This is a genomic window from Desulfomicrobium norvegicum, assembly GCF_900114595.1.
In the GTDB taxonomy this organism is placed as follows: Bacteria; Desulfobacterota; Desulfovibrionia; order Desulfovibrionales; family Desulfomicrobiaceae; genus Desulfomicrobium; species Desulfomicrobium macestii.
This window is the reverse complement of sequence record NZ_FOTO01000001.1, coordinates 373,206-396,020: the sequence shown is the minus strand read 5'-3', so window position 1 is coordinate 396,020 and position 22,815 is coordinate 373,206. Positions and strand designations below refer to the sequence as shown.

17 protein-coding genes are annotated in these 22,815 nt (G+C 57.0%); 15 read left to right on the top strand and 2 right to left on the bottom strand.

Annotated elements, in window-relative coordinates; all coding sequences use genetic code 11:
* Positions 1-74 precede the first annotated feature (74 nt).
* Together BMZ24_RS01785 and BMZ24_RS01780 are read right to left on the bottom strand one after the other, a co-directional pair.
* Positions 75-1,949 (bottom strand): AMIN domain-containing protein, encoded by a 1,875-nt coding sequence (locus tag BMZ24_RS01785; RefSeq protein ID WP_092188662.1) that lies wholly within the window; start codon positions 1,947-1,949, stop codon positions 75-77.
* Positions 1,950-2,061: 112 nt separating this feature from the next.
* A complete protein-coding gene (locus BMZ24_RS01780; RefSeq protein WP_143077811.1) occupies positions 2,062-2,856 on the bottom strand; it encodes an outer membrane lipoprotein-sorting protein in 795 nt (264 codons plus the stop codon).
* A gap of 714 nt (positions 2,857-3,570) precedes the next feature.
* Between BMZ24_RS01780 and prsT the strand changes: the two genes are divergently transcribed.
* The 15 genes from prsT (at position 3,571) to BMZ24_RS01705 (ending at position 22,815) form a co-directional block, all read left to right on the top strand.
* Positions 3,571-6,225 (top strand): XrtA/PEP-CTERM system TPR-repeat protein PrsT, encoded by a 2,655-nt coding sequence (gene prsT, locus BMZ24_RS01775; RefSeq protein WP_092188658.1) that lies wholly within the window; start codon positions 3,571-3,573, stop codon positions 6,223-6,225.
* A 9-nt stretch (positions 6,226-6,234) separates the two neighbouring features.
* Entirely contained in the window at positions 6,235-7,611 is a 1,377-nt protein-coding gene (locus tag BMZ24_RS01770; protein WP_092188656.1) for a TIGR03013 family XrtA/PEP-CTERM system glycosyltransferase, read from the top strand.
* 2 nt (positions 7,612-7,613) lie between these two features.
* Complete coding sequence (locus tag BMZ24_RS01765; protein ID WP_092188654.1) at positions 7,614-8,459, top strand: polysaccharide biosynthesis/export family protein; 846 nt, start codon at positions 7,614-7,616, stop codon at positions 8,457-8,459.
* Positions 8,460-8,480: 21 nt separating this feature from the next.
* A complete protein-coding gene (locus BMZ24_RS01760; RefSeq protein WP_092188652.1) occupies positions 8,481-9,950 on the top strand; it encodes an XrtA system polysaccharide chain length determinant in 1,470 nt (489 codons plus the stop codon).
* 35 nt (positions 9,951-9,985) lie between these two features.
* Positions 9,986-10,786 carry an XrtA-associated tyrosine autokinase gene (locus BMZ24_RS01755; RefSeq protein WP_092188650.1) on the top strand — a complete coding sequence of 267 codons (801 nt, stop codon included), beginning with the start codon at positions 9,986-9,988 and terminating at the stop codon, positions 10,784-10,786.
* 8 nt (positions 10,787-10,794) lie between these two features.
* Positions 10,795-11,982, top strand: a complete 1,188-nt coding sequence (locus tag BMZ24_RS01750) for an XrtA/PEP-CTERM system-associated ATPase (protein ID WP_092188648.1) — start codon at positions 10,795-10,797, stop codon at positions 11,980-11,982.
* Positions 11,983-12,046: 64 nt separating this feature from the next.
* Positions 12,047-13,270, top strand: a complete 1,224-nt coding sequence (locus tag BMZ24_RS01745) for a TIGR03016 family PEP-CTERM system-associated outer membrane protein (RefSeq protein ID WP_092188646.1) — start codon at positions 12,047-12,049, stop codon at positions 13,268-13,270.
* 77 nt (positions 13,271-13,347) lie between these two features.
* On the top strand, positions 13,348-14,244 hold the full coding sequence (locus tag BMZ24_RS01740) for an XrtA system polysaccharide deacetylase (protein ID WP_092188644.1): 897 nt from the start codon (positions 13,348-13,350) through the stop codon (positions 14,242-14,244).
* Entirely contained in the window at positions 14,241-15,269 is a 1,029-nt protein-coding gene (locus BMZ24_RS01735) for a FemAB family XrtA/PEP-CTERM system-associated protein (RefSeq protein WP_092188642.1), read from the top strand. The genes BMZ24_RS01740 and BMZ24_RS01735 overlap by 4 nt, the downstream gene beginning before the upstream one ends.
* Positions 15,266-16,504 carry a DegT/DnrJ/EryC1/StrS family aminotransferase gene (locus tag BMZ24_RS01730; protein ID WP_092188640.1) on the top strand — a complete coding sequence of 413 codons (1,239 nt, stop codon included), beginning with the start codon at positions 15,266-15,268 and terminating at the stop codon, positions 16,502-16,504. Before BMZ24_RS01735 ends, BMZ24_RS01730 begins: the two co-directional genes overlap by 4 nt.
* Entirely contained in the window at positions 16,501-17,613 is a 1,113-nt protein-coding gene (locus BMZ24_RS01725; RefSeq protein WP_092188638.1) for a glycosyltransferase family 2 protein, read from the top strand. The genes BMZ24_RS01730 and BMZ24_RS01725 overlap by 4 nt, the downstream gene beginning before the upstream one ends.
* A 1-nt stretch (position 17,614) precedes the next feature.
* Positions 17,615-18,793, top strand: a complete 1,179-nt coding sequence (locus BMZ24_RS01720) for an acetyltransferase domain-containing protein (RefSeq protein ID WP_092188636.1) — start codon at positions 17,615-17,617, stop codon at positions 18,791-18,793.
* A 431-nt stretch (positions 18,794-19,224) separates the two neighbouring features.
* Entirely contained in the window at positions 19,225-20,091 is an 867-nt protein-coding gene (locus tag BMZ24_RS01715) for an O-antigen ligase family protein (protein WP_161949006.1), read from the top strand.
* Between the two features lie 2 nt (positions 20,092-20,093).
* Positions 20,094-21,581 carry a lipopolysaccharide biosynthesis protein gene (locus tag BMZ24_RS01710; protein WP_092188633.1) on the top strand — a complete coding sequence of 496 codons (1,488 nt, stop codon included), beginning with the start codon at positions 20,094-20,096 and terminating at the stop codon, positions 21,579-21,581.
* Between the two features lie 55 nt (positions 21,582-21,636).
* Positions 21,637-22,815 carry a glycosyltransferase gene (locus BMZ24_RS01705; protein WP_092188631.1) on the top strand — a complete coding sequence of 393 codons (1,179 nt, stop codon included), beginning with the start codon at positions 21,637-21,639 and terminating at the stop codon, positions 22,813-22,815.

Genomic DNA, 22,815 nt, shown 5'->3' with positions numbered 1-22,815 from the left:
TATCCGATGCAATCTTTATATTTGAATAGACGGCGTTTTCTCGATGGCTGTGATGCAGGTAAAGTGTGATTTTTCTAAAAATAATATTTTATTTTACAAAAGATCTGGTCGTTGTCCCTGTAGCGTCCGAACAAGGTGTCCTTCGGGCCTGTAAAGACGTTTGCTCCAAGGGTCAGTTCGAGATTTTCATAGTAACTGAGGATGGCCTCCGGTGTCAGGAATGAGCCTCCATCGCTCAGATCCAGGGCGTAGCGCAGCCTCAGCATCATGTTTCCCCGCCAGAACTCGCGATTGATTTCGCCGTTGAGATAAAAATTGTCGCGTCGAAGGAGCTGGATGCGGGACTCGTACTCAAAGACGTGCTGGTGCGAGAGCTGTACGTTCGCGTACCAGTCCTGTTCGCCCAGATAATCCACCCCCAGGACATAATGGGCCACGGGTTTGGCCACGGAGTCGAGGGAGTCTGTGTGCAGGCTCTGTTTGTCGAAATAGGCCCCTTCGCCCCTAAATCCGAACTTGTCCGCGGTGGTTTCGAATTCCACTGCCCAGATGTGTTGCCTGAGGTAGTCGGCATGAAGGGTGGGCCCTGCGGGATTGACCGGGTCGAAGCGCAGGCGGGGCGATTTTTCCGTCGCGTACAGGTAGCTCGCCGCCACGTCCCATCCCGCCAGGGTCGCTGAGGTGCGCAGACCCAGGTCGGCGTTGTCCAGCCCCTTGTCGGGCTTTGACTCCTTGATTCTCAGACCGCTCGGCTGATTGCCGAGCAGGGCCCAGGTGGTCCCGGAGAAGTCGAATTCGTTTTCCTCGAAAAAGGGAATGAAGATGCCTTCCAGCGTGATGTCGCCAGGGAACAGTCGGATTCTGGCCATCCAGTTGGGAACCTTGCGGTCTTCCAGTTCCGGGATGAAGAATTCCCGCATGTCCTGGGGGTTGACGTTGTCCGCCGGACTGATCTGGTCCGTCTTGCCCCAGCGCACGATTTGCCTGCCCAGGCGCAGGTCCCAGTCCGGAGTGGCGTGGGAGATGTAGCCTTCGTACAGGTCCAGGTCATAGTCGTCCGTTGAATGTTCGGGGCCGAACCAGAGGTAGTCGGACTGCAGCGAGGCCAAAAGAAAGGTGCTCGATGCGCCGGGGGCGGCCGCAGGATCGTTGCCGGGCAGAGGCGGAGTCCATTTTCCTTCGAGCCTGACCGTGTTGCGGAAGTTTCGCGCCTGCTCGGGGTCTCCAGATTCATGCAGTTCCTGCGCTATTTTTGCCAGGAGGAACCCCGAAAAGTTGAGCCGCCCCCAGGGCGAAGGCTCTTCCTGTTCCTCGCTTGGGGCTGTGGATTCTCCAAAGATGAGGGTTTTATTCTCGGCACTGCCGACCGTGTCCGCCAGGGCCACGGTATACTCCGGGTGAACCTTTTGGATTTCGGGCTTGACGTCTTGCGGTGGCGGGGTGGGAAGAGTGGGCTTTTGGGGTGGCGCTGCCGGATTCATCGGGGTCAGGCTGACCACGATTTTGTGGGCGGCGATTTTCGTGCTTGTGGGGGGCGTTTCGATGCGGTGCGTCACGTCCTGTTTCAAGTCCAGGACCACGCGCACGGTTGTCGGTTTGAACTGGGCCGCGCGAACGCGCAGGACCAATGGGTGCTGCACGGGCATGTTGGTGGCCGGTTCAAGGAGTCGTGCCTCGGTGATGTCGATCACCAGGCGTTTGGAATCTTCCAGGACAAAAGAGTGCACGTTTTGAGGAGGGCCTGACAGGGTCATGACCAGGGTTTGCGATGCATCTTTCGGGCTCGGATCAAAAGTTGAAACCAGAACAGGCTCATTTGCAAAGGCTGAAATCGGGAAGAGGAGCGACAGGAGCAGCAGGATGACGTGCAGAAAATTTGATAAGCGCGATCCAGGTTTTCGTTTCGTATGTTCGCAAAGTGATGGCGGACTTTTTTGTCGAATTTTCATATGTTTTTGCTCTCCAAGAACTGTACTTGAATCCGTGCTCGATTTTATTTCAGAAATGGAGAATCATTAATTTATTTGCACAAAGACAATGAATTGGAACGTTGTTCATGAATTACCAGCGCTCAAGAGACTGCTGTGTGAATGTGCTATCCGATACACCTGTGTTGTATTGAATTCCTTGAGTTTCCATGATTGTCTTATGACCTGAATGGAGATCTTCCATGACCACTTTGGTCTCTGTCCAGATGTCCTGTATGTTTTCCAGTTGGAGCACGAGGTAGCGCTTGATCGGAGTGTCGGCGCCAGTGAAAAAATCCACTCGCAACGGCAGGAGCATATCCCGGGCCACCCAGGTCCGGACCATGCTGTACTGCGAGTCCGTGCCAGCCTTGGGGCGGCTCTCCATGATCCAGCACTGTACGTTGTTCAGGGATTCGTCGCCGACGATGATGTGCTCGGAGTCGTCGACTGGCCTGCGCTCCATGTCCTCGTAGGTGAAATCGGTGTTCACGAAGCTCCGGCTCTTCTGACCTGCCACGATGCGTCGCGTTCTGTTCAGGGCGGGCAGATAGAGGAACTGGTCCGTCCCCCCCTGTCCGTCCTCGACGGCCAGAAAGCCTGTGCCCTGGATATCCGCAGGGGATATGAACCGGAGCAAGGTGGATCGGGCGCCGTTTTTTTCCAGAACGGAAATGTTCAGCTGGCGGACGCGCTTTTGTCCCGAGGCCGGAGCGAGTTCCATGGTTTGCCGGGAGACGGAGTCGTCGCCCACGTACCGGTCATGGACCAGCTGGGCCAGTTCCCGGCCTGAAGGCTGGGCGTGGGCCGGAAGCGCCGGGTTGGCAAAGCCCCAGAGCAGGATCGAGCAGACAAGGAAATATTTCGGGAACAGGGTGCGGATATGCATGATCGACACTCACGGATTTTTGATTGTTTGAGGCCGACACCTCCATCTCCCATGTTTTTTCGGGGATATTGTCCGAAGTGTCAATGATATGTTGGTAGAGATAAAAAAAAGCGATGCAACAGTATTGATCAAGAGATGTGCTGCGAATTATTTCGGATAATTTTGATTAAGTGTAAGTTTTTTCGACAGTAAGTCGAGATATTTTTAACACTTGAAGCCGTTTTTTGTTTGAGATGTTGCGCAGCTAATGAAGATAGAAATGAAGATTTGATGTCTGTTACATGTTGATGCAACACTTCTGCTGCGCGCAACGCTTTTGCGTGCTCACGCGGTTCTGTCGTGGTCTCTTTTTATTCCTTATCATCTTGAATTAATACAATAATTAAAATTCGAACAGGTTTTTCTCCTCCGGGCATCGAACTTGCTCTAGGGGGCTCGACGGGCGTGATGAGCGTCTGTCGGCCTGCCTCTGATGAGGCGGCCAGGGTGCATATCCCTAAAGGACATCAACGGCGTCGGCGAGGCGGAGCGTGATGTTCGCGGCGCTTTGAAAGATGAGCGGCCGCGCGTTCCTGCGCATTGGAGAAGTTTTTCGGGACCTGATGCCCGAGCGCGGGCGGCTCGCCCTGGACTGGCTACCCAAGACTTACCACGGCGCATTATTCAGCATACGGAGCGATCCGCTCTTCAAAAGGCGTGTTCGACGGAGGAAGAATGATCAGATGTACTGTATTCGCGGTTGCGCTCATGCTCTGTGTCGCGCTTGCTGGCTGCAAGGGACATACCAGCGAATCCCTCAACGCCGAAGGGGAGGCGCTTTTCAAGCAGGGCAACTATAACGGGGCTATCGTCCATTACAAGAACGCCCTGGAGAAGGACCCCAATTTTATCGCGGCGCGATACAATCTCGGTTTGGCTTATATCGAAACCGGCAAGATGGAGCAGGCCGAGCGGGAATTTCAAAAAGTTCTGCTGCAGAACCCTTATGACGGCCGAGTCAATTTTCAGCTTGGCCGGATCGCTAATTTTCAGAACAAGCCTGCCGTGGCCGTACCCTTGATCATGGCCTATTTGCAGGAACATCCGGATGATGCCGCCGCCTTGGAGCAGCTCGCCATCTCGGCCACGATTTCCGGGGATCCCGCCAGTGCAAAGGGACACCTGGAAAAGGCTCTGGCCGTCGAGCCTGACCGGATTTCGGCCAAGCTGGGTCTTGTCCAGATTTTTATGATTCAGGGAGACAGGGCCGAGGCTCGCAAAATGCTCGACAATCTGCTGGCTCAAGATCCCGACAACAGATCGGGTCTGCACGCGCTGGCGCAGCTTGAGGCTCAGGAAAAGGATCCCGAAGCCATGCTGGATGCGTATTCCCGCATCTCTTCCATCTACCCCTCCGATTTATTCGCCCGCTACAAGCAAGGCAGCCTCCTCATGAACAAAGGCGAAGGGGAGAAGGTCAGGGCTTCGGCCGAGGCCATGCTGAGCGAGTATCCCGACAGCGCCGAAGGGCACCGGCTCATGGGGCTGTATCTCTTCCGCGAGGGTAAATTCGACGAGGCCGCGACGTACCTCGGCAAATCCCTGCGCATCAAGCCGGATCTGGAAACATACTACCTGCTTGGTCTTGTCTATTACAACCTCGACAATCTGGAGCTGGCGGTGACCCAATTCCAGACCGTGCTCGATTACAGCCCCGGCTTCGTGCAGGCCAGGATCATGCAGGGCGAGATCTTTCTGCGCCAGGGACGGGGTCCGGAAGCGATGGTCGTGGCCGACAAGCTGATCGAAGGCAGTCCGGAGGATTTTCGAGGCCATGTCCTGAAAGGCGACGCCCTGCTGATGCAGGGCAAGGCCCATGAGGCGCTGGCCGAATTCAGACTGGCGATGGGGTTGGCGCCATCCCATTATGGACTGCTGCTCAAGGCGGGGCTGCTCAAGCTCTCCCTGGGAGATCGCAGTGGAGAGGACGAGTTGGTGAGCGCGATCAAAATATCGCCCGAGGGCGTCGATGCGCGCATGGCTCTGCACTCGTATTATTTCAGAAATGGCCGCACGGACGAGGCCATGGCCGTGCTGACCGAGGGCCTGAACGGGAGCAGGAACGACGCCGTGCTCTATAACGCCCTGGCCAAGGCCTCATTGGGGCGCAGGGACGCCGAGGGGGCTGAGGAGTATCTGGCCAAGGCGCGTGGCGCGGATCCCGCTTTTCTACAGACCTATTTTCATGGAGCCATCGCCAAACTTGCCCGAAATAAGCTTGATGAGGCCGTGACGCAATATGACCTGGCTTTGGGCTTCGAACCGAACAATGTGCGAGCCCTGATCGCCTCGGCGGCGGTCCTTGAGAAACAGGGGAAGCTCGACGAAGCTCGGATCCGGCTCGAAAAGGCGCGCTCCACCAAGGACACCGGGGCGATCCTGATGCTTTCGAGTTTCCTGCAGCGAAACGGGAAAAGCGACGAGGCCCTGGCGGTTCTGGACCAGGAACGAACGCAGCAACCCAAAAACATGGTCATTGTCCAAGGCCTGGCCAAGCTGCATGTCGCACGCAGGGAAATGGACAAGGCCATGGCCTTGTACGCCCAGCTTGAGCAGCTCGAACCCTATGCCGGGACGGTGGAGCGGATGAGAGCGTGGATGGCCGCCGGAGATCTGGACAAGGCCGAGGAAAACGCCCGGCGTCTGATGCAGTTGAAGCCGGACAAGGGGCAGTCTTACCTGCCGTTGGCCAGCATCCTTGAGATGCGCCAGAACCGGGCTGAAGCCGAAAAAGTGCTGATCAGTGCATGGGCGCTGGAGCCCACGGACGATCAGATCGGCGTCGTGATGGGCGAGTTTCAGCTGCGTGGCCGGGAGGCCAAGAAGGCGCTCGCCACCTTTGATCGGGTTTTGACGCATTCCCCCACCAACGCCCAGGCCCTGACCGGGAAGGGCATGGCCTTGCAACTGCTTGGCAGGAACGACGACGCGGCCAGGATGTATCTCCAGGCCGTGCAGGCCCGGCACGACCATGTCCCGGCCTTGAACAACCTGGCCATGATCTGGGCCGATGACGAGGCGAAAAGCGCCCAGGCCGTGAATCTGGCCATGGCGGCCTTTGTTCTTGCGAACAACGACCCCTCCGTCATCGACACTCTTGGCTACGCCCTGATCCGTAACAGTCGTCCAGAGGAAGCCCTGGGCGTACTCGCGCGGGCCTTGACCCTCGCTCCGGGCAACCCCGGGATCCTTTATCATCAGGGCCTGGCCGAGGCCGAACTGGGCCGCACGGCCGAAGCCAGGGCAACGCTTGAAACGGCCTTGGCTTCGGCCGATTTCGCTGAACGCGAGGACGCCGAAAAGCTTCTGCGCGCCTTGAGCGGGAAGTAGGGAGGAAGCATGTCGCCGATTATATTTCGAAATCTTGCCCACGACATTGTCTGGGCGTTGCTGGCCCTGAGTGCGTCCCTGGCCATCCTGGCACCGTCCGTCGCATCGCTTTCCGGGGATTTTGAGTTCGTGCGCGGAGCCAGCAGTGTTCTGGCCATTACGCTGCTGCCCTCGGTCGGAGTCTGGTCGGTCTTCTGGTTCACTGGTCGTAAACCGAAGGCGCCGAGGGCCTTGTATTACCAAGCCGTGGCGACTTCGCTGACCATGGCGATGCTTTATGTCGTGGACAGGTCGTCGGGTGTGCTCGGAAGCGAGATCCGTCTCGTCGTGCTGGGGCTTGGCGTCTTTGCCGGGCTCAAATCCGCCGAATTTCTGTTCGCCAAGTATCGCAGGGTCATCCCGGGAGTGCTCAAGCGCGTGCTTATCGTCGGAGACGGTCCGCTGGCCGTGCAGATGGAGGAATTCATGCACGCCAATCGGGAGAGTTATGTCATGCTTGGCAGGGTCAGCTGCACGTCGACGGTTTTTCCCCCGGCAGACGAAGAGGCCGGGCATGAAACGGCTCCTGACAGGATCGGCAGATTGTTGCGTTTGGCTCAGAATTTCGGGGCCGACAAGGTCGTGGTCGCCCTGGCCGAGCGGCGGGGCTTTTTCCCGGTGGAGGAGCTTTTGAACTGCAAGATGGCCGGGATCGAGGTCGTGGACGCTCCCTCCTTCTATGAAAGCGCGACGCACAAGCTGCTCATCGAAAACATCTCACCCAGCTGGTTCATATTCAGCCATGGGTTCAAGGTGAACTGGATGCTGCGCCTGTTCAAGCGCATCTTTGACCTGAGCGCCGCCAGCGTCGGCCTGATCTGTTTTATGCCGTTCGTGCCGTTCATCGCGCTGGCCATCAAATTGGACTCTCCCGGCCCCATGCTGTTCAGGCAGGTCAGGGTCGGCAGGGGCGACAGGCCCTTCGTGCTCATGAAGTTCCGCACCATGCGCGAGGACGCCGAGGCAGGGACCGGAGCCGTCTGGTCTCAGGTGGATGATCCGCGCATAACCAAGGTCGGAAACTTTCTGCGCCGTTCCCGCCTGGACGAGATTCCGCAGCTGATCAACATCCTCAAAGGTGACATGAGTCTGGTCGGTCCCAGACCGGAACGCCCTGAGTTCGTGAGTGAGCTGAAGGAAGTGATTCCTTACTATTCGGAGCGGCATTATGTGAAACCGGGGCTGACGGGTTGGGCACAAGTGCTCTATCCGTATGGTTCAACAGTTGAGGATGCAATTGAGAAACTTCGTTATGATATGTACTACATAAAGAATATCTCAATAATACTTGATTTGTACATAGTTATTAAAACATTTAAAGTCGTATTGCTTGGAAAAGGGAGGTAGAGATGTCGTCTGATACCGGGATTGAATCCGTCATGTGGAAGAAATGTTTCATGGCCAAGGTTGCTGTGCTGATTTTCGGCGCGATCCTCTTTGGCGGGATAGGGCACGCCGGTGACTATGTCATCGGCGCGGGAGACAGCGTGCATGTCTTTGTGTGGGGTGAGCCGGAGCTTACGGTTCCCGCCCTCGTGCGCCCCGACGGCCGCATCTCCCTCCCCGGAGCCGGTGAGATCATGGCCGAGGGTTTGACCCCCGTGGCCCTGCAGAAGGAGATCGCCAGCCGTCTCTCGGCCCTGGTCAAGGAACCTATGGTCACGGTGTCCATGGTCGGCATCGAGAACAGCAAAGTCTACATCATCGGTGGAGGCGTCGTCACGGGCGTTTACCCCCTGAAGCAGAAGACCTCGCTTCTGCAGCTCCTGGCGGGCATGGATTTGGCCCGGGCCGACCTGCACGGCGCCCATGTCATGCGCGACGGCGGCAGGATGGAACGCGACTTCGATCTTCTGCTGCGCAAGGGGGACTTAAAGCAGGATCTTGTCCTGCGCCACAACGACATCATTGTCTTTCCGGCTCTGCCTGAACCGTATGTCTATGTCGTCGGTGCCGTGAACACGCCCCAGGCCTTGCCTTACAAGGATGGAATGACGGTGCTCGATGCACTGCTGGCGTGCGGAGGATTCAACAAATTCGCCAAGAAGAACGATACGATCGTAGTCCGGCGTGAGGACGGGGTCGAGAAGCGAATCGAGGTACGGGCCCAGGATCTGGCCGAGGGCCGGGATCTGTCTCAGAACGTAGTCTTGCGTCGCGGGGATTACATCATTGCCGCGGAAAGTTTTTTTTAAGCCGCAGGAGCGGAGTCACACATGAATCATGAACTGTATCAGAAATTTGAAACGTATGCGCGGATCTTGCTGCAGCGCAAGCGCGTTGTGGTCGTCGTGGCTCTGCTGGTCATGACCCTGGGCGTTATAACCAGTTATGTCCTGCCCAGGAAATACGAGGCGCAATCCACGGTTTTCATCGAACAGAGCGTCATCAGCGAATTGGTCAAGGGCATCGCCACCACTCCGTCCATGGAGGCCAAGATCAAGGTTTTGACCGTGGCCATGTTGAGTCGGGAAACGCTTTTCAAGGTGATGCGCATTCTCGATAAGGATGTCGAGTTTGCTTCGGATATGGATAGGGAAGCATACATCAAGGATTTGCGGGAGAGGATTTCCATCAGGCTGGACGAAAAGCGGGGGATCTTCTTCATCTCCTTTCAGGACAGCAACCCGCGTTATGCCCGTGATTTCGTCAACACCATCACTCAAGTCTACATCGAGTCGAATACTGCCTCCAAGCGGGACGAATCCCTGGAAGCGACCCGCTTTTTATCCGAGCAGATAGAGAGCTTCAAGAAGCGCCTCGACGCGGTGGAGGACGAGATCAATCAGTACAAGGCCGAGCATGGCCTCCAGTTGGCGACGGACGAGACCAGCATCCGTTTCGAGATCGCCGATGCCGAGAGAAAGCTGGAGGCCATTCGAGCGCGCAAACTTGAGCTTGAGACCAAGTTGCAGCTCATACCCTCCGGAGCGGGCCGGTCCGCGCATCTGGCAGATATGGAGCGTCAATTGGCGACGCTTTTGACGGCCTATACGGATCAGCATCCAAAGGTGGTGCGGCTGCAGGGGCAGATCAGGGCCGTGAAAAGCAGTCCGTCGGGCGGCATGACCGGGAACTCGGGAGCAGCTGCCAAGACTCTGGTTCAGGCCGAGATCGATGCCGCCACGCTTCAGGAGAAGGCCCAGCTTGCGACCATCGAGGAAAAGACAGAGCTTCTGCGCCGGATTCCCACGCTCCGCACGGGGCTGAACGAACTCTTGCGCAAGAAGGAGAACGAGACCCTGATCTACAGTCAGCTCGTGACCCGCTACGGCCAGTCCGAGGTTTCCAAGCAAATGGAGATGGAAAACAAGTCCATGAACTTTCGAGTCGTGGATCCGGCTGTCATGCCCGACACCACTGTCAGTCCCAAGCGCGTGCCGATCATGCTTTTGTCGGCCCTGGCTGGAATCGGGATAGGCATTGCCGTCATCATGGTGCCGTACATCATGCGCGGGTCGGTGGAGAGCCTGGCCGACCTGCGGGTTCTCAATCAGCGGGTGCTGGCCGTTCTGCCAGCGATTTCCAAGCCAAAGGAGGAGAGGCAGCGCGTGAGGGGGGACCGTATTTTTCTGTCCGGCGCGGCGCTTTATTTCCTCATGCTGGTGACCATCGGTGTCATGGAGGCCCTGGGCAACTCACCCCTCGATGCGCTGTTTGAAAGGGCGTTCGGCCCGTGGCTGTAGCTCCGAAACCTGAATTTGAAAGGATACTAAAACCAATGAGCAGAATCGAGGAAGCACTGGCCAAAGCGGCTGGAATGCAATCCGGATTGCACAGCAAGGGAAACAGGGCCGGAGTGTCCGGCATTGCCCGGGCGCCCATGGGCGAGCCGACCAGCGTCGGCGGGGTCCGCTTGGCCGAGGAGACCATGGTGGTCATCAACGCGCCTTTGTCGCCCATGGCGGAGGAGTATCGCAAGTTGAAGGAGGCGCTGGTCAAGATGACCAAACGTGAGCGTTTCGACAACCTCATTGCCGTGACCAGTTCCACCGCGGGCGAGGGCAAGAGCATGACCGCGGTCAACCTGGCCGCAAGCCTTGCGGGTGAGTACGACCACACGGTTCTGCTCGTCGATGCCGATCTGCGGCGGCCCTCCGTGCACAAGTACCTGGGCCTTGGCTCGTGCAAGGGGCTTTCGGATTGCATGCGTGAGGGTCTGGACGTGGGTGAACTGCTGGTCAAGACGGGGATCGGCAAGCTCTCGGTCCTGCCTGCGGGCACGCCCACCCCCAATCCGGTGGAGCTGTTCTCTTCCGACGCCATGCGCAGCCTGTTTCGGGAAATGAAGATACGTTACGGGGACCGCTACATCATAGTCGACACCCCGCCGGTGCTGCCCTTTGCCGAGACGCGGTCCATCGCGAGCATCGTCGACGGCGTGATTCTGGTCGTGAAAGAGGGGATGCCAAACCTGGAGCAGATCGAGGAGGCCATCGACGCCCTGGATCAGAAGGTTCTGGGCATTGTCTACAACGGGGCGCACCTGCAAAACAGATCGTCCTACTATTACGCGGAGTAGAGAGTCCTGTGTACACCGCATTCTTCGGGTTGCGTGAGAAACCCTTCGATTTACTGCCCAATCCCGACTTCCTGTATCCGAGTCGGGCTCATAAGCGCGCGCTGACCTATCTGACGCACGGGATCAAGGAGCGGGCGGGGTTCATCCTGCTGACCGGCGAAGTGGGGTCTGGGAAGACTACCCTGATCCGCAACATGATCCGGTCGCAGCTGCGGGACAGCGTCCTGGCCAAGGTGTTCAACACCCGTGTCGATTCCCTGCAGCTCCTCATGCAGATCAACGGTGATTTCGGACTGGATACGGACGGGCGGGACAAGGCCACGCTGCTGCGGGAACTGAACGATTTCCTCATCGAGCAATATGCCCAGCGACGTCAGGCCGTGCTGATCATCGACGAGGCCCAGAACCTGTCCGCGGAAATCCTGGAAGAGGTGCGCATGCTCTCGAACCTGGAGACGGATCGGGACAAGCTTCTGCAGATCATTCTCGTCGGCCAGCCGGAGCTGCGCGACATCCTGGCCCGGCCCGGTCTTTTGCAGTTGCGGCAACGCATTCAGATCAACTGCCATCTGCAGCCGCTGAGCGTGGAGGAGGTCCGTGAGTATATTCTTTTCCGCCTGGAGAAGGCCGGTAACAAGACCGCCCTGGTTTTTGACGATGATGCCGTGGAGGCCGTCGCGACATACAGCCGCGGCATCCCCCGGCTTGTCAACATCCTGTGCGATTACATCATGATCGACGCCTTTTCCTCCCAGACCCGGGACATTGAGGGAAGCGTGATTCACGAACTGGCTGCGGATTTGTCCTTCGAGGCTCAGTACTGGAATCCCGAGCCGCCTCAAAAAAAGGAGGCCGCTGCGGCGATCGCAGCGCCCGTAGAGAAACGGGACACCAATGACGTGGCCCGGAATACGGCCGCGCAGTCCAGGATATTGAGCGTCATCGGGTCCATGAACAAACGCATCGAGGAACTGGAATTCATGCCCGTCTGGGACCATGCGGCCATGCTCGACATGCAGGAACGGGTGGACAGGCTGGAAAAGTCCCTGGAGACCAAAGTCCGGGAGCTGCGATCGATGCAGCAGCAACTGCGCAGTGAAATCGTGCAGCAGCTCGACCCCCTGCCGGCCGAGGTCGACGTGAAGAAACGCAACGGGACCATGAGAAGCATCTGGAATTACCTGTGGGGGAACTGATTGGAACCGGCCAGGGGGACGTAACCGGCCATTTTGATTCCGAACTTCAACGTGAGACCGCACCATGAAAAATTATCTGATCGCCGCCTTTTTGCTGATGATCGCCGCGTTCCCTGCCTGGGCAGACCCCGAGTGGAAGGCATCTTTGAGCGTGAGCGAAGAATACAACGACAACGTAAAGGAGGAGCGCCACGGCGAAGAAGATTTCGTGACCTCCGTCCGTCCCGGCTTGAGCTACAGGCACGAGGGCGCGCGCACGCTGCTGGAAACGACCTACAGGGGAACGTGGAATCATTACGCGTCCGGGAGCCGGGATCAGGAATTCAACCACGATGCCATGCTGCATGGCCTGCTGGATGCCTGGGATGGCTTTCTCTTCCTGGACCTGCGCGACACATACCGGATGGTCAACCAGGACCGGACCCGCGGCGAAACCGTGGAAGAGGACTCGACCGTCGATCAGCTGCAGCAGAACATCTTCACTTTTTCTCCCTACATCACCCCGCGTTTCGGGGAACGCGGCCAGGCCAAGGTCGGCTATGCCTACAGCAACATCTGGTACGACGAGGATGACCGGGACTCCAAGAACATCCACCGGGGGTTCGTGGACGGGGAGTACGAGCTCTCCGGACAAACCGCCTTGCTCAGCGGCTACTCCTATACCCAGGAGCTCTGGGAAGACGAGACCCTGGACCGCAATATCCTTTATCTCGGCGGCCGCTATGCCTACGCCGAAAACGGAGTCGTATACCTGAAGGCCGGCCCCCAGCATACCCGCTACCGGGACCGCGACACCAGCTCTTCAAGCCTGTTCTGGGATGCGGGGCTGGATCATGATTTCGGGACGGTGCTCCTGCACCTGAACACGGGAGTCTCCTTCGAGGACGATCCGGACACGGGCGAGACCTATGAGCGCAGGTTCGGCACCCTGCGGCTGACCAAGACCTGGTCCCGGACCACGGCCAGCGTGTACTCCACGTTGGAGGAGTACGAAGACAGGAGCGATGAAGGCGAGGATGGGGAGGAGGTGCGCAGAACGCTGCTCGGGATGAGCCTGTCTCATGAGCTGAGTGAGCGCCTGACCGCCTCCATGGGGTTGATCCACGATTTTCAGGACCGCTCGGATGACGACACGCGGCGCTGGTACGCAAATGTCGGCTTGAACTATGCCTTGAGCGAACGCGTGGGACTCGGCTGCTGGTACAGGTTCAAGGATTCCTCATCGGATGACGAGGAGGAGGAATATCAGGTGAACAGGGTCGGCGTGCAGCTCACAATGACTTTCTAGACAGCGCGGGAGCAGGACAGGGCAATGATGATGGCAGAGGCTGCGGCACGAAGGTCTGTAACGACGAACGGGGATACATGAAAAACGCCTTGACCATAGATGTGGAAGACTATTTTCAAGTCACGGCCTTTGAAGGAGTTGTGAAGCGGCAGGATTGGGTTGTCTATCCGTCCCGGGTCGAGAACAACACCCGGCGGGTGCTGGATTTGCTCGATGAATTCTCCCTGTCTGGCACATTCTTCATCCTTGGCTGGGTGGCGGAGCACTATCCGGGCGTCGTGCAGGCCATTGCAAACGGCGGTCACGAAGTGGCCTGCCACGGCTATGGCCATGAACTCATCTACAATCTGGAACCTCACGTTTTTAGGGCCGATGTGCGCAGGTGCAAGGCCCTGCTCGAAGACCTGACCGGCGTTCCTGTCCTGGGTTACCGAGCCCCAAGCTATTCCATCACCAATAACTCCATGTGGGCTCTGGACATCCTCATCGAGGAAGGCTTTGTCTATGATTCGAGCATCTTTCCCATTGTCCATGACAATTACGGCATCCCGGGCTCCCACCGATTTCCGTACGACATCGTTCGCCCCGGCGGCACCATCCGTGAATTTCCCCTGACCACTCTGGCGGTGAACTTCGCGGGCCGCAGGATTGTCCTGCCCATCGCCGGAGGCGGCTATCTGCGCCTTCTTCCCGCAGGGGTCGTGCTGTGGGGGATGCGCAGCGTCAACACTGCGGAAAAGCAGCCTGTGGTTCTCTATTTCCATCCCTGGGAACTGGACCCCGACCAGCCGCGGATCAAGGCCCGTCTAAGGTCCCGCTTCCGGCATTATCTCAACCTCGACACGACGGAAGAAAAGGTCCGCAGCCTCCTTGGCGAGCTGCGCTTCGACACCATGGCCCGGGTGCTGGGACTGGACGGGGGAAACGGCGATGAGAGCAGGAGCGCGACCCGCCTGGAGGTTCCCCTGCCATGAGCGTACGCACGGAAACCTTTCAGGGCGCGGCAGCGGACTGGGATCGCTTTGTTGAATCGATGCCCTGTGCGGCAGGGTATTACAATCATGTATGGCGGGATATTCTGGAGCGCAGCTTCGGGCATGAAACCCATTTTCTGGCTGCCAGGACAAACGGCACCATAAGTGGTGTTTTGCCGCTGGTGCACATGCGCGGCGTCTTTGGCAATTTTTTGGTTTCACTGCCCTTTGTAACCTATGGCGGACTGCTCTGCCGGGATCAGGCGTCAAGCCAGGCCCTGCTGGAAGCCGCCGGGGAATTGCGTTCCCGGCTCAAAGCGCGTCACGTGGAACTCAGGCACACCCAGACCGTGAATCCGGACCTGCCCGCCAGAAGGCACAAGGTGGCCATGGTGCTCGCCCTGGCCGAAAGCGAAGAGGCGATGTGGACGGGTTTCAATACCAAGGTCCGCAATCAGATCCGCAAGGCGCAAAAAGCCGGCCTGGAGACGGTCTGGGGCGAGGCAGAACTGCTGGACGATTTTTACACCGTGTTCGTGCGCAACATGAGGGATCTGGGCACTCCGGTGTATGCGCGCTCGTTTTTTGCCAACATCCTGGCCGGTCTGCCCGGCGTGACCCGGATCGTATTGATCAGAAGGCAGGGCGAGCCCATCGCCGCCGGGCTGCTCTATTGGCACGGGGAGACTCTGGAGATTCCCTGGGCCTCGTCCATCCGGGACTACAACTCCCTTTGCCCCAACAATCTCATGTACTGGGAGGCCATCCGCCATGGCCTGCGCCTGGGGCTGCGCCGGTTTGACCTCGGGCGGTCCTCCCTTTGCTCCGGGACGTTCAAATTCAAGGAACAATGGGGGGCCAGGCCCGAAATACTGCAATGGCACTACCTCTTGTCCTCGGGCGCGAAGCTGCCGAACCTGAGCAACAGCAATCCCCGGTTTTCTCTGGCCATCAGCCTGTGGCGGCGTCTGCCCCTGTCCATGACCCGCACCCTCGGACCCCTGATCGTACGGGACATTCCATGAGCGGCCCGTATTTGCGCATGCTGCCGCCGAGCGCCTCGCCGCTGCGTCCCGCCGATATCGCGGCCGGAATCAGGGCGTGGATGTCCGGCCAGGGGGCGCAGTCCCTGCGGTGTGAAGTGAAACGGAAGTTCGGAGTGCGGCATGTGTTTTTTGCGACCTCCGGCCGGGCCGGACTCTCGGCTTCGCTGCGGGCCATGCGCACGCTTTGCCCGCAGCGGGACGAGGTGCTGCTGCCGGCATTCACTTCCTTTTCCGTGCCCTCGGCCGTGGTCAATGCCGGGCTCAAGGTCGGTCTTTACGATGTCAGCTCCCGGACCCTGGCCCCGGATATGGTCAGCCTGGAAAAGGCCCTGAACAGCAAGACGTTGTGCGTCGTGGCCTGTCATCTTTTCGGATATCCGCTGGTTCTTGAGCCGCTGCGCGAACTGTGCCGTGTTCACGGCGCGTTCCTCCTGGACGACGCCGCGCAGGCCATGGGCGCGCGGGCCGGGACGGAACTGGCCGGGACCATGGGCGATGCGGGGCTTTTCAGCCTGAGCCGGGGCAAGAACATCACCGCCGTGGACGGGGGGATCGTCCTGACCGACCGCGAGGACCTGGCGGAAGCTTTTGGAGCGATGCCCGCGCTTTTCGCGGCGAGCGGCAGAATTCGGACCGCCCGGAACCTGGCGCTGGCGCTGGCGCTCATGGTCATGCTCCATCCCCGGGCCTACTGGCTGCCGGCCTCCCTGCCGTTTCTGGGGATCGGACGCTCGGTTTTCGATCCGGATTTTCGCCTTGAGTCTTTGGACGAGCTGCGGGCAGGCATAGGCCGCAGCGCCCTGGACCGGCTGGACGACCTGAATGCGGCCCGTCGAAGGACTGCCGCGACCCTGCACGCAGGGCTGCAGGGGGTGCCTGGAATGCGCGTCGTGCAGCCGGCCGCCGGGACAGTGCCGGTGTATCTGCGCCTGCCGCTTCTGCCGCTTTCAGGCGTCTGGCCGGGGGGCGTCGCGCCTCAGGCGCAGGCGCTCGGCGTAGTTCGTTCCTATCCCCTGGCCCTGCACCGCATTTCGGGACTGGCGCCGTTTCTGACGTCGGTCGGCGATTATCCCGGAGCCTCGCTGCTGGCCGCAAATCTTCTGACCCTGCCCACCCACGGCCATGTGCACGGTGACGACATCAGGGCCATTGTGCGGGTCTTCCAGGATCTGCCTGTAAAGAGATGCGCAAGCGTCAAGGAGGTCGCGGCATGAACGCGCTGTTCTGGATCTCCCTGCTGACTCTTGCGTACGCCTTTGCCGGGTATCCGCTGCTTGTCGCCATCCTTGGCCGCAAGCGCAGGTTCGTGCCGCCCGGTGAGCTTCCAAGCATCAGCGTGCTGCTCTCGGTCTACAACGAAGAGCGCGTCATTACGGCCAAGATCCGCAATTTTCTGGAACTCGACTATCCGCAGGACCGCATTGAGCTTCTGGTGGTCTCGGATGGCAGTGATGACGCCACCGAGACCCTGGTCGCGCAGTGCGCCTCCCCGCAGGTCCGTCTGCTGCGGCAGCCTTCGCGCGGGGGTAAGACCCGGGCCATCAACAGAGCTGCGGGGGAGGCTGCCGGGGATATTCTGGTTTTCACCGACGCCAATTCCATGTTCCGACCGGACAGTATGCGCAAACTGGCGGCGCCGTTTGCATCCGAAGATGTCGGTTTGGTCGGCGGGCGCAGCGTGTATGCGGACAAGGACGGGCGCGAGACTCCGGGCGGTCTGTACCGCCGCTACGAGGAATGGATCAAGAGCGGCGAGAGCGGGCTTTTTTCCATCGTCGGCGCCGACGGGGCGATCTACGCCTTGCGCAAGGAACTTTTCGAACCCCTGCGCCCTGAATACATCAATGACTTCCTGCATCCCATCCAGGTTGTCCTGCGCGGAAAGCGCGCCATAAGCGAGCCATCGGCCGTGGTGGTCGAGGTGGGGGAAAATAGCGGCGGGGCGGAACTCAGGCGGCAGACGCGCATCATGGCGCAGTCCTGGCTGCTTTGCCTGCGTTTCAGCGGCGCTCTTGTGCAGGCAGGTCGCCTCGGTTTTCTGTGGCAGCTCGTCTCGCACAAGATGCTGCGCTGGCTGACCCTGCCGCTGCTGGCTGTGCTGGGCGCGAGCGCCATCGCGGGGGCGGGGAGCGGGGTTTTTCAGTCCATCGTCCTCTTCGGACTGGCAGCTCTGGCCGTGTCGGCCTGGGCGGGATTTCGGGGGCGGGGAGGCATTTCGCACGCGGCGTGGATGTTTCTCATCCTTCATTGGGCCGCGCTGCTGGGGCTTTTCCGGCTCGCACAGGGCGAGAGGTTCGTGACCTGGAATCCGAGGGGGAACTGACATGGCTGAATCCGTCACGGTCCAGGCGCCTGTTTCCTCGCGCATAGAATCCATCGACATGGTGCGGGGCATCGCCATCATGCTCATGGTCGTGGGGCACAGCTACGACTATCTCTCCTATGAAGCGGCCGCGGTCATGGGCAAGGCCTCGCCGCTCCCGCTGGCCATGCTGAACGTCAACGTGACCACGGTCTTTGTTTTTTTCAATCGCTGGTTCACGCACAGCGGGGCGCCCATTTTTCTGTTTCTGGCCGGTGTCGGTGCCTATCTGTGGGCCCACAAGGGCGGAGTCCAGAGATCACTGGGCGGCTTCCTGATCCCCAGGGGATTGCTGTTGATCGCGCTGCAGTTGGTAAGGACCGTCATGCAGCTCTTCACGTCGGAGTATCCGGCATCTCTCGATGTGCTGTGGAGCATCGGGATGTCCATGATCCTGCTGTCATTTTTTTCCAAGCTGCCTCGAAATATGCTTCTTCTCATGAGCGTTGCGATTCTGGCCGGACACGGACTGCCTGCGCTCTATGGCTTTCCGGGTGAAGGCCATGTGATTTGGCGGATCTTCATGACCGCCGATACATTTGGATTCGTTGGCGGCACATCAATATTCAATCGTTTTCCTGTCATACCATGGTTTGGAATGATGCTTTTGGGGTATGCCACAGGACATTTGTTTCTCTTGCCCCTCAAGAAGAGAATGAGTGTTTTCCTTTTTCTGGGCTTGTCTCTCATTTTTGTGTGGCTGGTGCTTCGCGGTGCAAATGTCTACGGGTACCAGCCTTTGTGGCAGGAATATCCTGAAACATGGAAGACGGTGGCATCTTTTGTAAATATTTCTAAATACCCGCCTTCCTTGTATTTTTCACTTGTGGCACTGGGGACGATTTTTATTTTTTTCTTTTTGATCGATTATTTTTCCTTGCGGTGTCAGTTTTTAATAAGCATTGGGTCGACATCTCTTTTTATATATATAGTTCATCTTCCACTATGTAAAATTATTGCTGTTGGATTGTCAAAAATTTTAAATAAAATGTATTGGCCAATAGCAAAAAATGTCTATTTTAGCTTGCCAATGAGTTATTTTATAGCTCTTATTGCATTAATATGTATTTATCCAATAAGCAGATATTATTTAAACATTAAAATAAAATATAAGAGATTTAAAATTTTTAGTTATTTATAGTTAAATGTTATTTTTTTTAAGTTATTCATTTACAATTTTTAAGAGGCTGTATGCACGCAATAGTAATTTTTATCATAGTTTTTGTGGTCATGGCTCGAATGCCTGAGCTATTCACCTTTCTTGTTCCTTTGCATCTAGGGAAAATTGCTTTTGCAGCAGGCTTCATTTCATTATTTTTCTTGCCGAAAGGACTTTTGGGGAAGCTCAGGGCCAGCGTTCCGTTTGCACACTATCTGTTTTTGCTGTTCATCATGGCAATGGTGAGCGTTCCGTTCAGCGTCTGGGGCACCGGGGCTTTGAACAGTTTGCTTTCTTTCACTCGGATCCTGTTTTTTACGTGCTGTCTGGTACTGCTTTCAGCCGCCGGCCATTTGAATCAATACAGGGCAGCGCTCATTTACGGCATCTCCTTGCTGGCCGGTGTAATGATCATGAGCAAGGGCGCCGGCAGGATTACCGCCGGCTTCACGTACGATCCGAACGACATCGCGCTCCTGTTTGTCACGTTCATGCCCGTTGTTCTGGCCGAGGCCATGAATGGGAACATGGTTCGGCGCGGTTTTTATCTGGGGCTGGGCGCCATGGTCCTGCTCGGACTTGTCCTGACCGGCTCGCGTGGGGCGATCGTCGCGATTGGCGTCCAGGCCCTGTATTTCGTCCTGACCGCCAAAAAGTTCAGACTCCTGGCTTTGACCCTTGTCTGTGCGGCCGGTCTCGTTGTCGTGGCGACTGCCGAGCAGTCGTTGTGGGATCGGTTTGCGAGTCTCACTGCGGAGGGCGAAGCCGCCGATTACAATCTTGAGGGCAGGTCCGGTCGCGTACAAATTTGGAAGAACGGTCTTGAGATCGTGGCCGACAATCCGGTGCTTGGCGTGGGCATCGGAATGTTCGGGACAGCGCACTTTCTGCTTGATGGCAAGATCGGGCTCACGGCGCACAATACCTACCTTCAGTTTGCCGCTGAACTGGGGCTCCCCGGATTCATTCTGTATCTCGCCATGCTTTGCAGCGCCTGGCAGCTCATCACGCGACATGTCGAGGAGGATGAGCGCACCGGCACCCGAGCACGCTGGATTGCCTTGAAGGTCGGGATTGTCGGCTTCGGGACAGCGAGTTTCTTCATTTCCGCGGGGTATTCCTCGACGCTGTACTATCTGCTCGGTTTGGCTGCGGTTATGCATTTTCATCATGTCCAGTCAAACGACGCGCCTGTTCCGCAAAAAATCCGCTCCAGCGCTCCGCTCAGATATCCTCCGCTGAGCGCGCTGCAGGTGCGGCAGCAAAAGGTGCGCCTGTGAGAATGATGCGTTATCTCATACGCAACTCGACGTTGCGCCTGGTGTCCTTTGGGGTGGGGATAGTCTTTGCCTTGTTTGTGACGCCGGTCATAATAAATGCCATAGGCCAGGCCGCCTACGGTGTCTGGGCGCTGATCAGCGCCACGGTGGCCAACTATCTCCTGCTTGATTTCGGACTTTCCCAGGCGGTTTCCAAATTCGTGGCAGCGGCCATTGCCCGTGAAGATCAGAAGGAAATAAATCGCATTTGTTCCACTGGGATCGCGCTGAACGTCATATCGTGCCTTTTGTCATGCATTATTACAATTATACTGCTTTATTTAGGCAAGGACCATATCCCGCAGAGCGCTGATTTTGCCCAAGCGCAGACATATTTTGCCATCTATGCTGGTACATTTTCCCTGCTTTTCCTTTTTCGAACATGGAATGGGGTGCTGGCGGGCGAGATGCGCTGGACCCTGCTGGCCTTCATTTCCATGGTCAAGAACGTGATCGTGAGTCTGTCGGTCCTGATCTGGATATCCGGGGACAACGGCCTGATGTTTCTGTCCGTGGTCAATGGGGCGGGTTTTCTTCTGGAAGGCGTAGCCTATTGGCTTTTTGCCCGGCGCGGCTTTTCGGTCAGCATCCGCTTCAAATATGTCGATTGGCGGCTGGGGGGAGAGCTTTTCCGGTTCGGGTTGACCTCCCTGGTGGCTCAGGTGGGCCAGGCCATGCGCTTCAGGTCGCAGCCATACATCATCGTCAAGGCCATCGGCGCGGAAGGAGTTGCGGTTTTTTCCATCGCAACCCAACTGATTTCCTATTTTACCAATCTGATTCGTAGCGCGTTCGGTATATTCATTCCCCATTTCAGCCGCCTTCAGGCTCAACACGATCACGATGGGATTCGGCAATCCATGCTGAGCGCGTTATGGCTCAGTTATCGGGTTTCGGCCTATGTCGGGCTTTGTCTTGTTTTCTACGGCGGAGAGTTTGTCGAGCTGTGGCTTGGTCCCGAGTTTCGGGACGTGCAGCTTGTTCTTGTGCCCATGGCGATCGGGACAATATTCTCTACAAGTATAATACCTGCGCAAGAATTTCTCATGGGTATTTCTCAACATAGAATAACTGCGATTTGCAATATCGGAGAGGGTATTTGCGTAGTTTTCGCTTCAATGATCTCAATGATGTACTTTGGAATTGTTGGGGTTGGGTGGTCATTTTTTTTCTGTTCTTTTATTTTTAGAGCATGCCTTCTTCCGTATTATGCGTTTCGGCAGGCAGATGCGCCTCTGTCGAGTTATATACAGTTGCTCGGATGCGTCGCGCTGACGCATGTCTTGCCTCAATGGATTTTCTGGATTTCGGTCAAGGATTACATGGGGCCGGGATATCTTTCCTTATTTGCGATGTCGGTCATGCAGGGACTGGTAATCATTTTGGTGCAATACGGGCTCTTCCGTCTGGATCGCAGGTTGGTCGGGTTCGCGGACGCGGTGCGGACATGACGTGCATCCCCGTGGCGATCCCGCCTTCATCATTTGAGAGCGCATGGAGATGCGTATGATCAAGGGTAGGAATTTTCTGGTTTTTTCCGACGACTGGGGGCGGCATCCGTTCAGTTGTCAGCACATCATGCAGCATTTCCTGCCGCATAACCGGGTGCTGTGGGTCAACACCATCGGCCTGCGCCTGCCCCGACTCAGTCTGTACGATGTGAAAAGGGCCGCCGGAAAAATTGCTTCGTGGACTTCAAATCCGCCGCAAGAAGCCCTGCCGGATAATCTACGGATTATTTCACCCGTCATGATTCCTTTCAACAACGTTTCTTCTGTTCGAAATTTCAATAGGTGGAATGTCGTTCGTACAGTCAGAAAATACATGGATGAATGGGATATTCGTAATCCAATATTTCTTGCAACAGTACCGAATGCTTCAGAATATATTGGATATTTTGATGAATGTATTGTGTCGTATTATTGTGTTGATGATTTTACAATATGGCCTGGTATGAATTTGCCAGGTTTGGTTATGGAATTTGAAAAGAAACTTTTGGAAAAAGCTGATATTGTCATGGCGGTTTCCGATGAGCTTTATTCGGCGAAGAAAAGTGTTAATAAGAGCACCTTTCTGTTAACGCATGGAGTCGATGTCGATCATTTTTCCACGGCAACCGTTACGCAGAACCGTTTACTCTCTTTGGCGGATATTCAAGGTCCAATAATCGGTTTTTACGGACTTATCGACTCTCATCTAGATGTGGAAATTATTCGCATGCTGCTCGATTGGCGCGTTGATTGGACTGTTGTGCTCATCGGCACAAAACGCATCGATCTTGGCACTCTGGAATCAAGGCCGAACTTTCGCTGGTTGCCGGCCGTGCCCTATGAGCAATTGCCGCGCTATTCGTCGGTTTTTGATGTGGCCATAATACCCTACGTGGTGAATCAGCACACCAATACTGCAAATCCTCTCAAGCTCAGAGAGTATCTGGCGACAGGCAAACCGATCGTGACCACGGCAATGGCGGAAGTTTTTCGTTTCAAGGAGCATCTGCGCATTGCGGCCAAGCCGGAAGATTTTGCGAGTGAAGTGGACAAGGCGTTGTCTGATGTCGTGGACCTTGAGACCAGGCGGGAGTGTTTGAAAGGGGATGCGTGGACGGACAAGGCGCAGATGGTCTCCGATTGGATTGAAGAGACTCTTTCGGCAAAATCTCAAGCCGCTGCGGGTGTCAAATGA

Excerpts from the sequence above, each read along its gene's own strand:
- BMZ24_RS01715 (WP_161949006.1), top strand. The coding sequence starts at position 19,225 with ATGAGCAAGGGCGCCGGCAGGATTACCGCCGGCTTCACGTACGATCCG.
- BMZ24_RS01755 (WP_092188650.1), top strand. The coding sequence starts at position 9,986 with ATGAGCAGAATCGAGGAAGCACTGGCCAAAGCGGCTGGAATGCAATCC.
- BMZ24_RS01735 (WP_092188642.1), top strand. The coding sequence starts at position 14,241 with ATGAGCGTACGCACGGAAACCTTTCAGGGCGCGGCAGCGGACTGGGAT.
- BMZ24_RS01745 (WP_092188646.1), top strand. The coding sequence starts at position 12,047 with ATGAAAAATTATCTGATCGCCGCCTTTTTGCTGATGATCGCCGCGTTC.
- BMZ24_RS01720 (WP_092188636.1), top strand. The coding sequence starts at position 17,615 with ATGGCTGAATCCGTCACGGTCCAGGCGCCTGTTTCCTCGCGCATAGAA.
- BMZ24_RS01785 (WP_092188662.1), bottom strand. The coding sequence starts at position 1,949 with ATGAAAATTCGACAAAAAAGTCCGCCATCACTTTGCGAACATACGAAA.
- BMZ24_RS01730 (WP_092188640.1), top strand. The coding sequence starts at position 15,266 with ATGAGCGGCCCGTATTTGCGCATGCTGCCGCCGAGCGCCTCGCCGCTG.
- prsT (WP_092188658.1), top strand. The coding sequence starts at position 3,571 with ATGATCAGATGTACTGTATTCGCGGTTGCGCTCATGCTCTGTGTCGCG.
- BMZ24_RS01765 (WP_092188654.1), top strand. The coding sequence starts at position 7,614 with ATGTCGTCTGATACCGGGATTGAATCCGTCATGTGGAAGAAATGTTTC.
- BMZ24_RS01705 (WP_092188631.1), top strand. The coding sequence starts at position 21,637 with ATGATCAAGGGTAGGAATTTTCTGGTTTTTTCCGACGACTGGGGGCGG.
- BMZ24_RS01760 (WP_092188652.1), top strand. The coding sequence starts at position 8,481 with ATGAATCATGAACTGTATCAGAAATTTGAAACGTATGCGCGGATCTTG.
- BMZ24_RS01725 (WP_092188638.1), top strand. The coding sequence starts at position 16,501 with ATGAACGCGCTGTTCTGGATCTCCCTGCTGACTCTTGCGTACGCCTTT.
- BMZ24_RS01740 (WP_092188644.1), top strand. The coding sequence starts at position 13,348 with ATGAAAAACGCCTTGACCATAGATGTGGAAGACTATTTTCAAGTCACG.
- BMZ24_RS01780 (WP_143077811.1), bottom strand. The coding sequence starts at position 2,856 with ATGCATATCCGCACCCTGTTCCCGAAATATTTCCTTGTCTGCTCGATC.
- BMZ24_RS01770 (WP_092188656.1), top strand. The coding sequence starts at position 6,235 with ATGTCGCCGATTATATTTCGAAATCTTGCCCACGACATTGTCTGGGCG.
- BMZ24_RS01710 (WP_092188633.1), top strand. The coding sequence starts at position 20,094 with ATGATGCGTTATCTCATACGCAACTCGACGTTGCGCCTGGTGTCCTTT.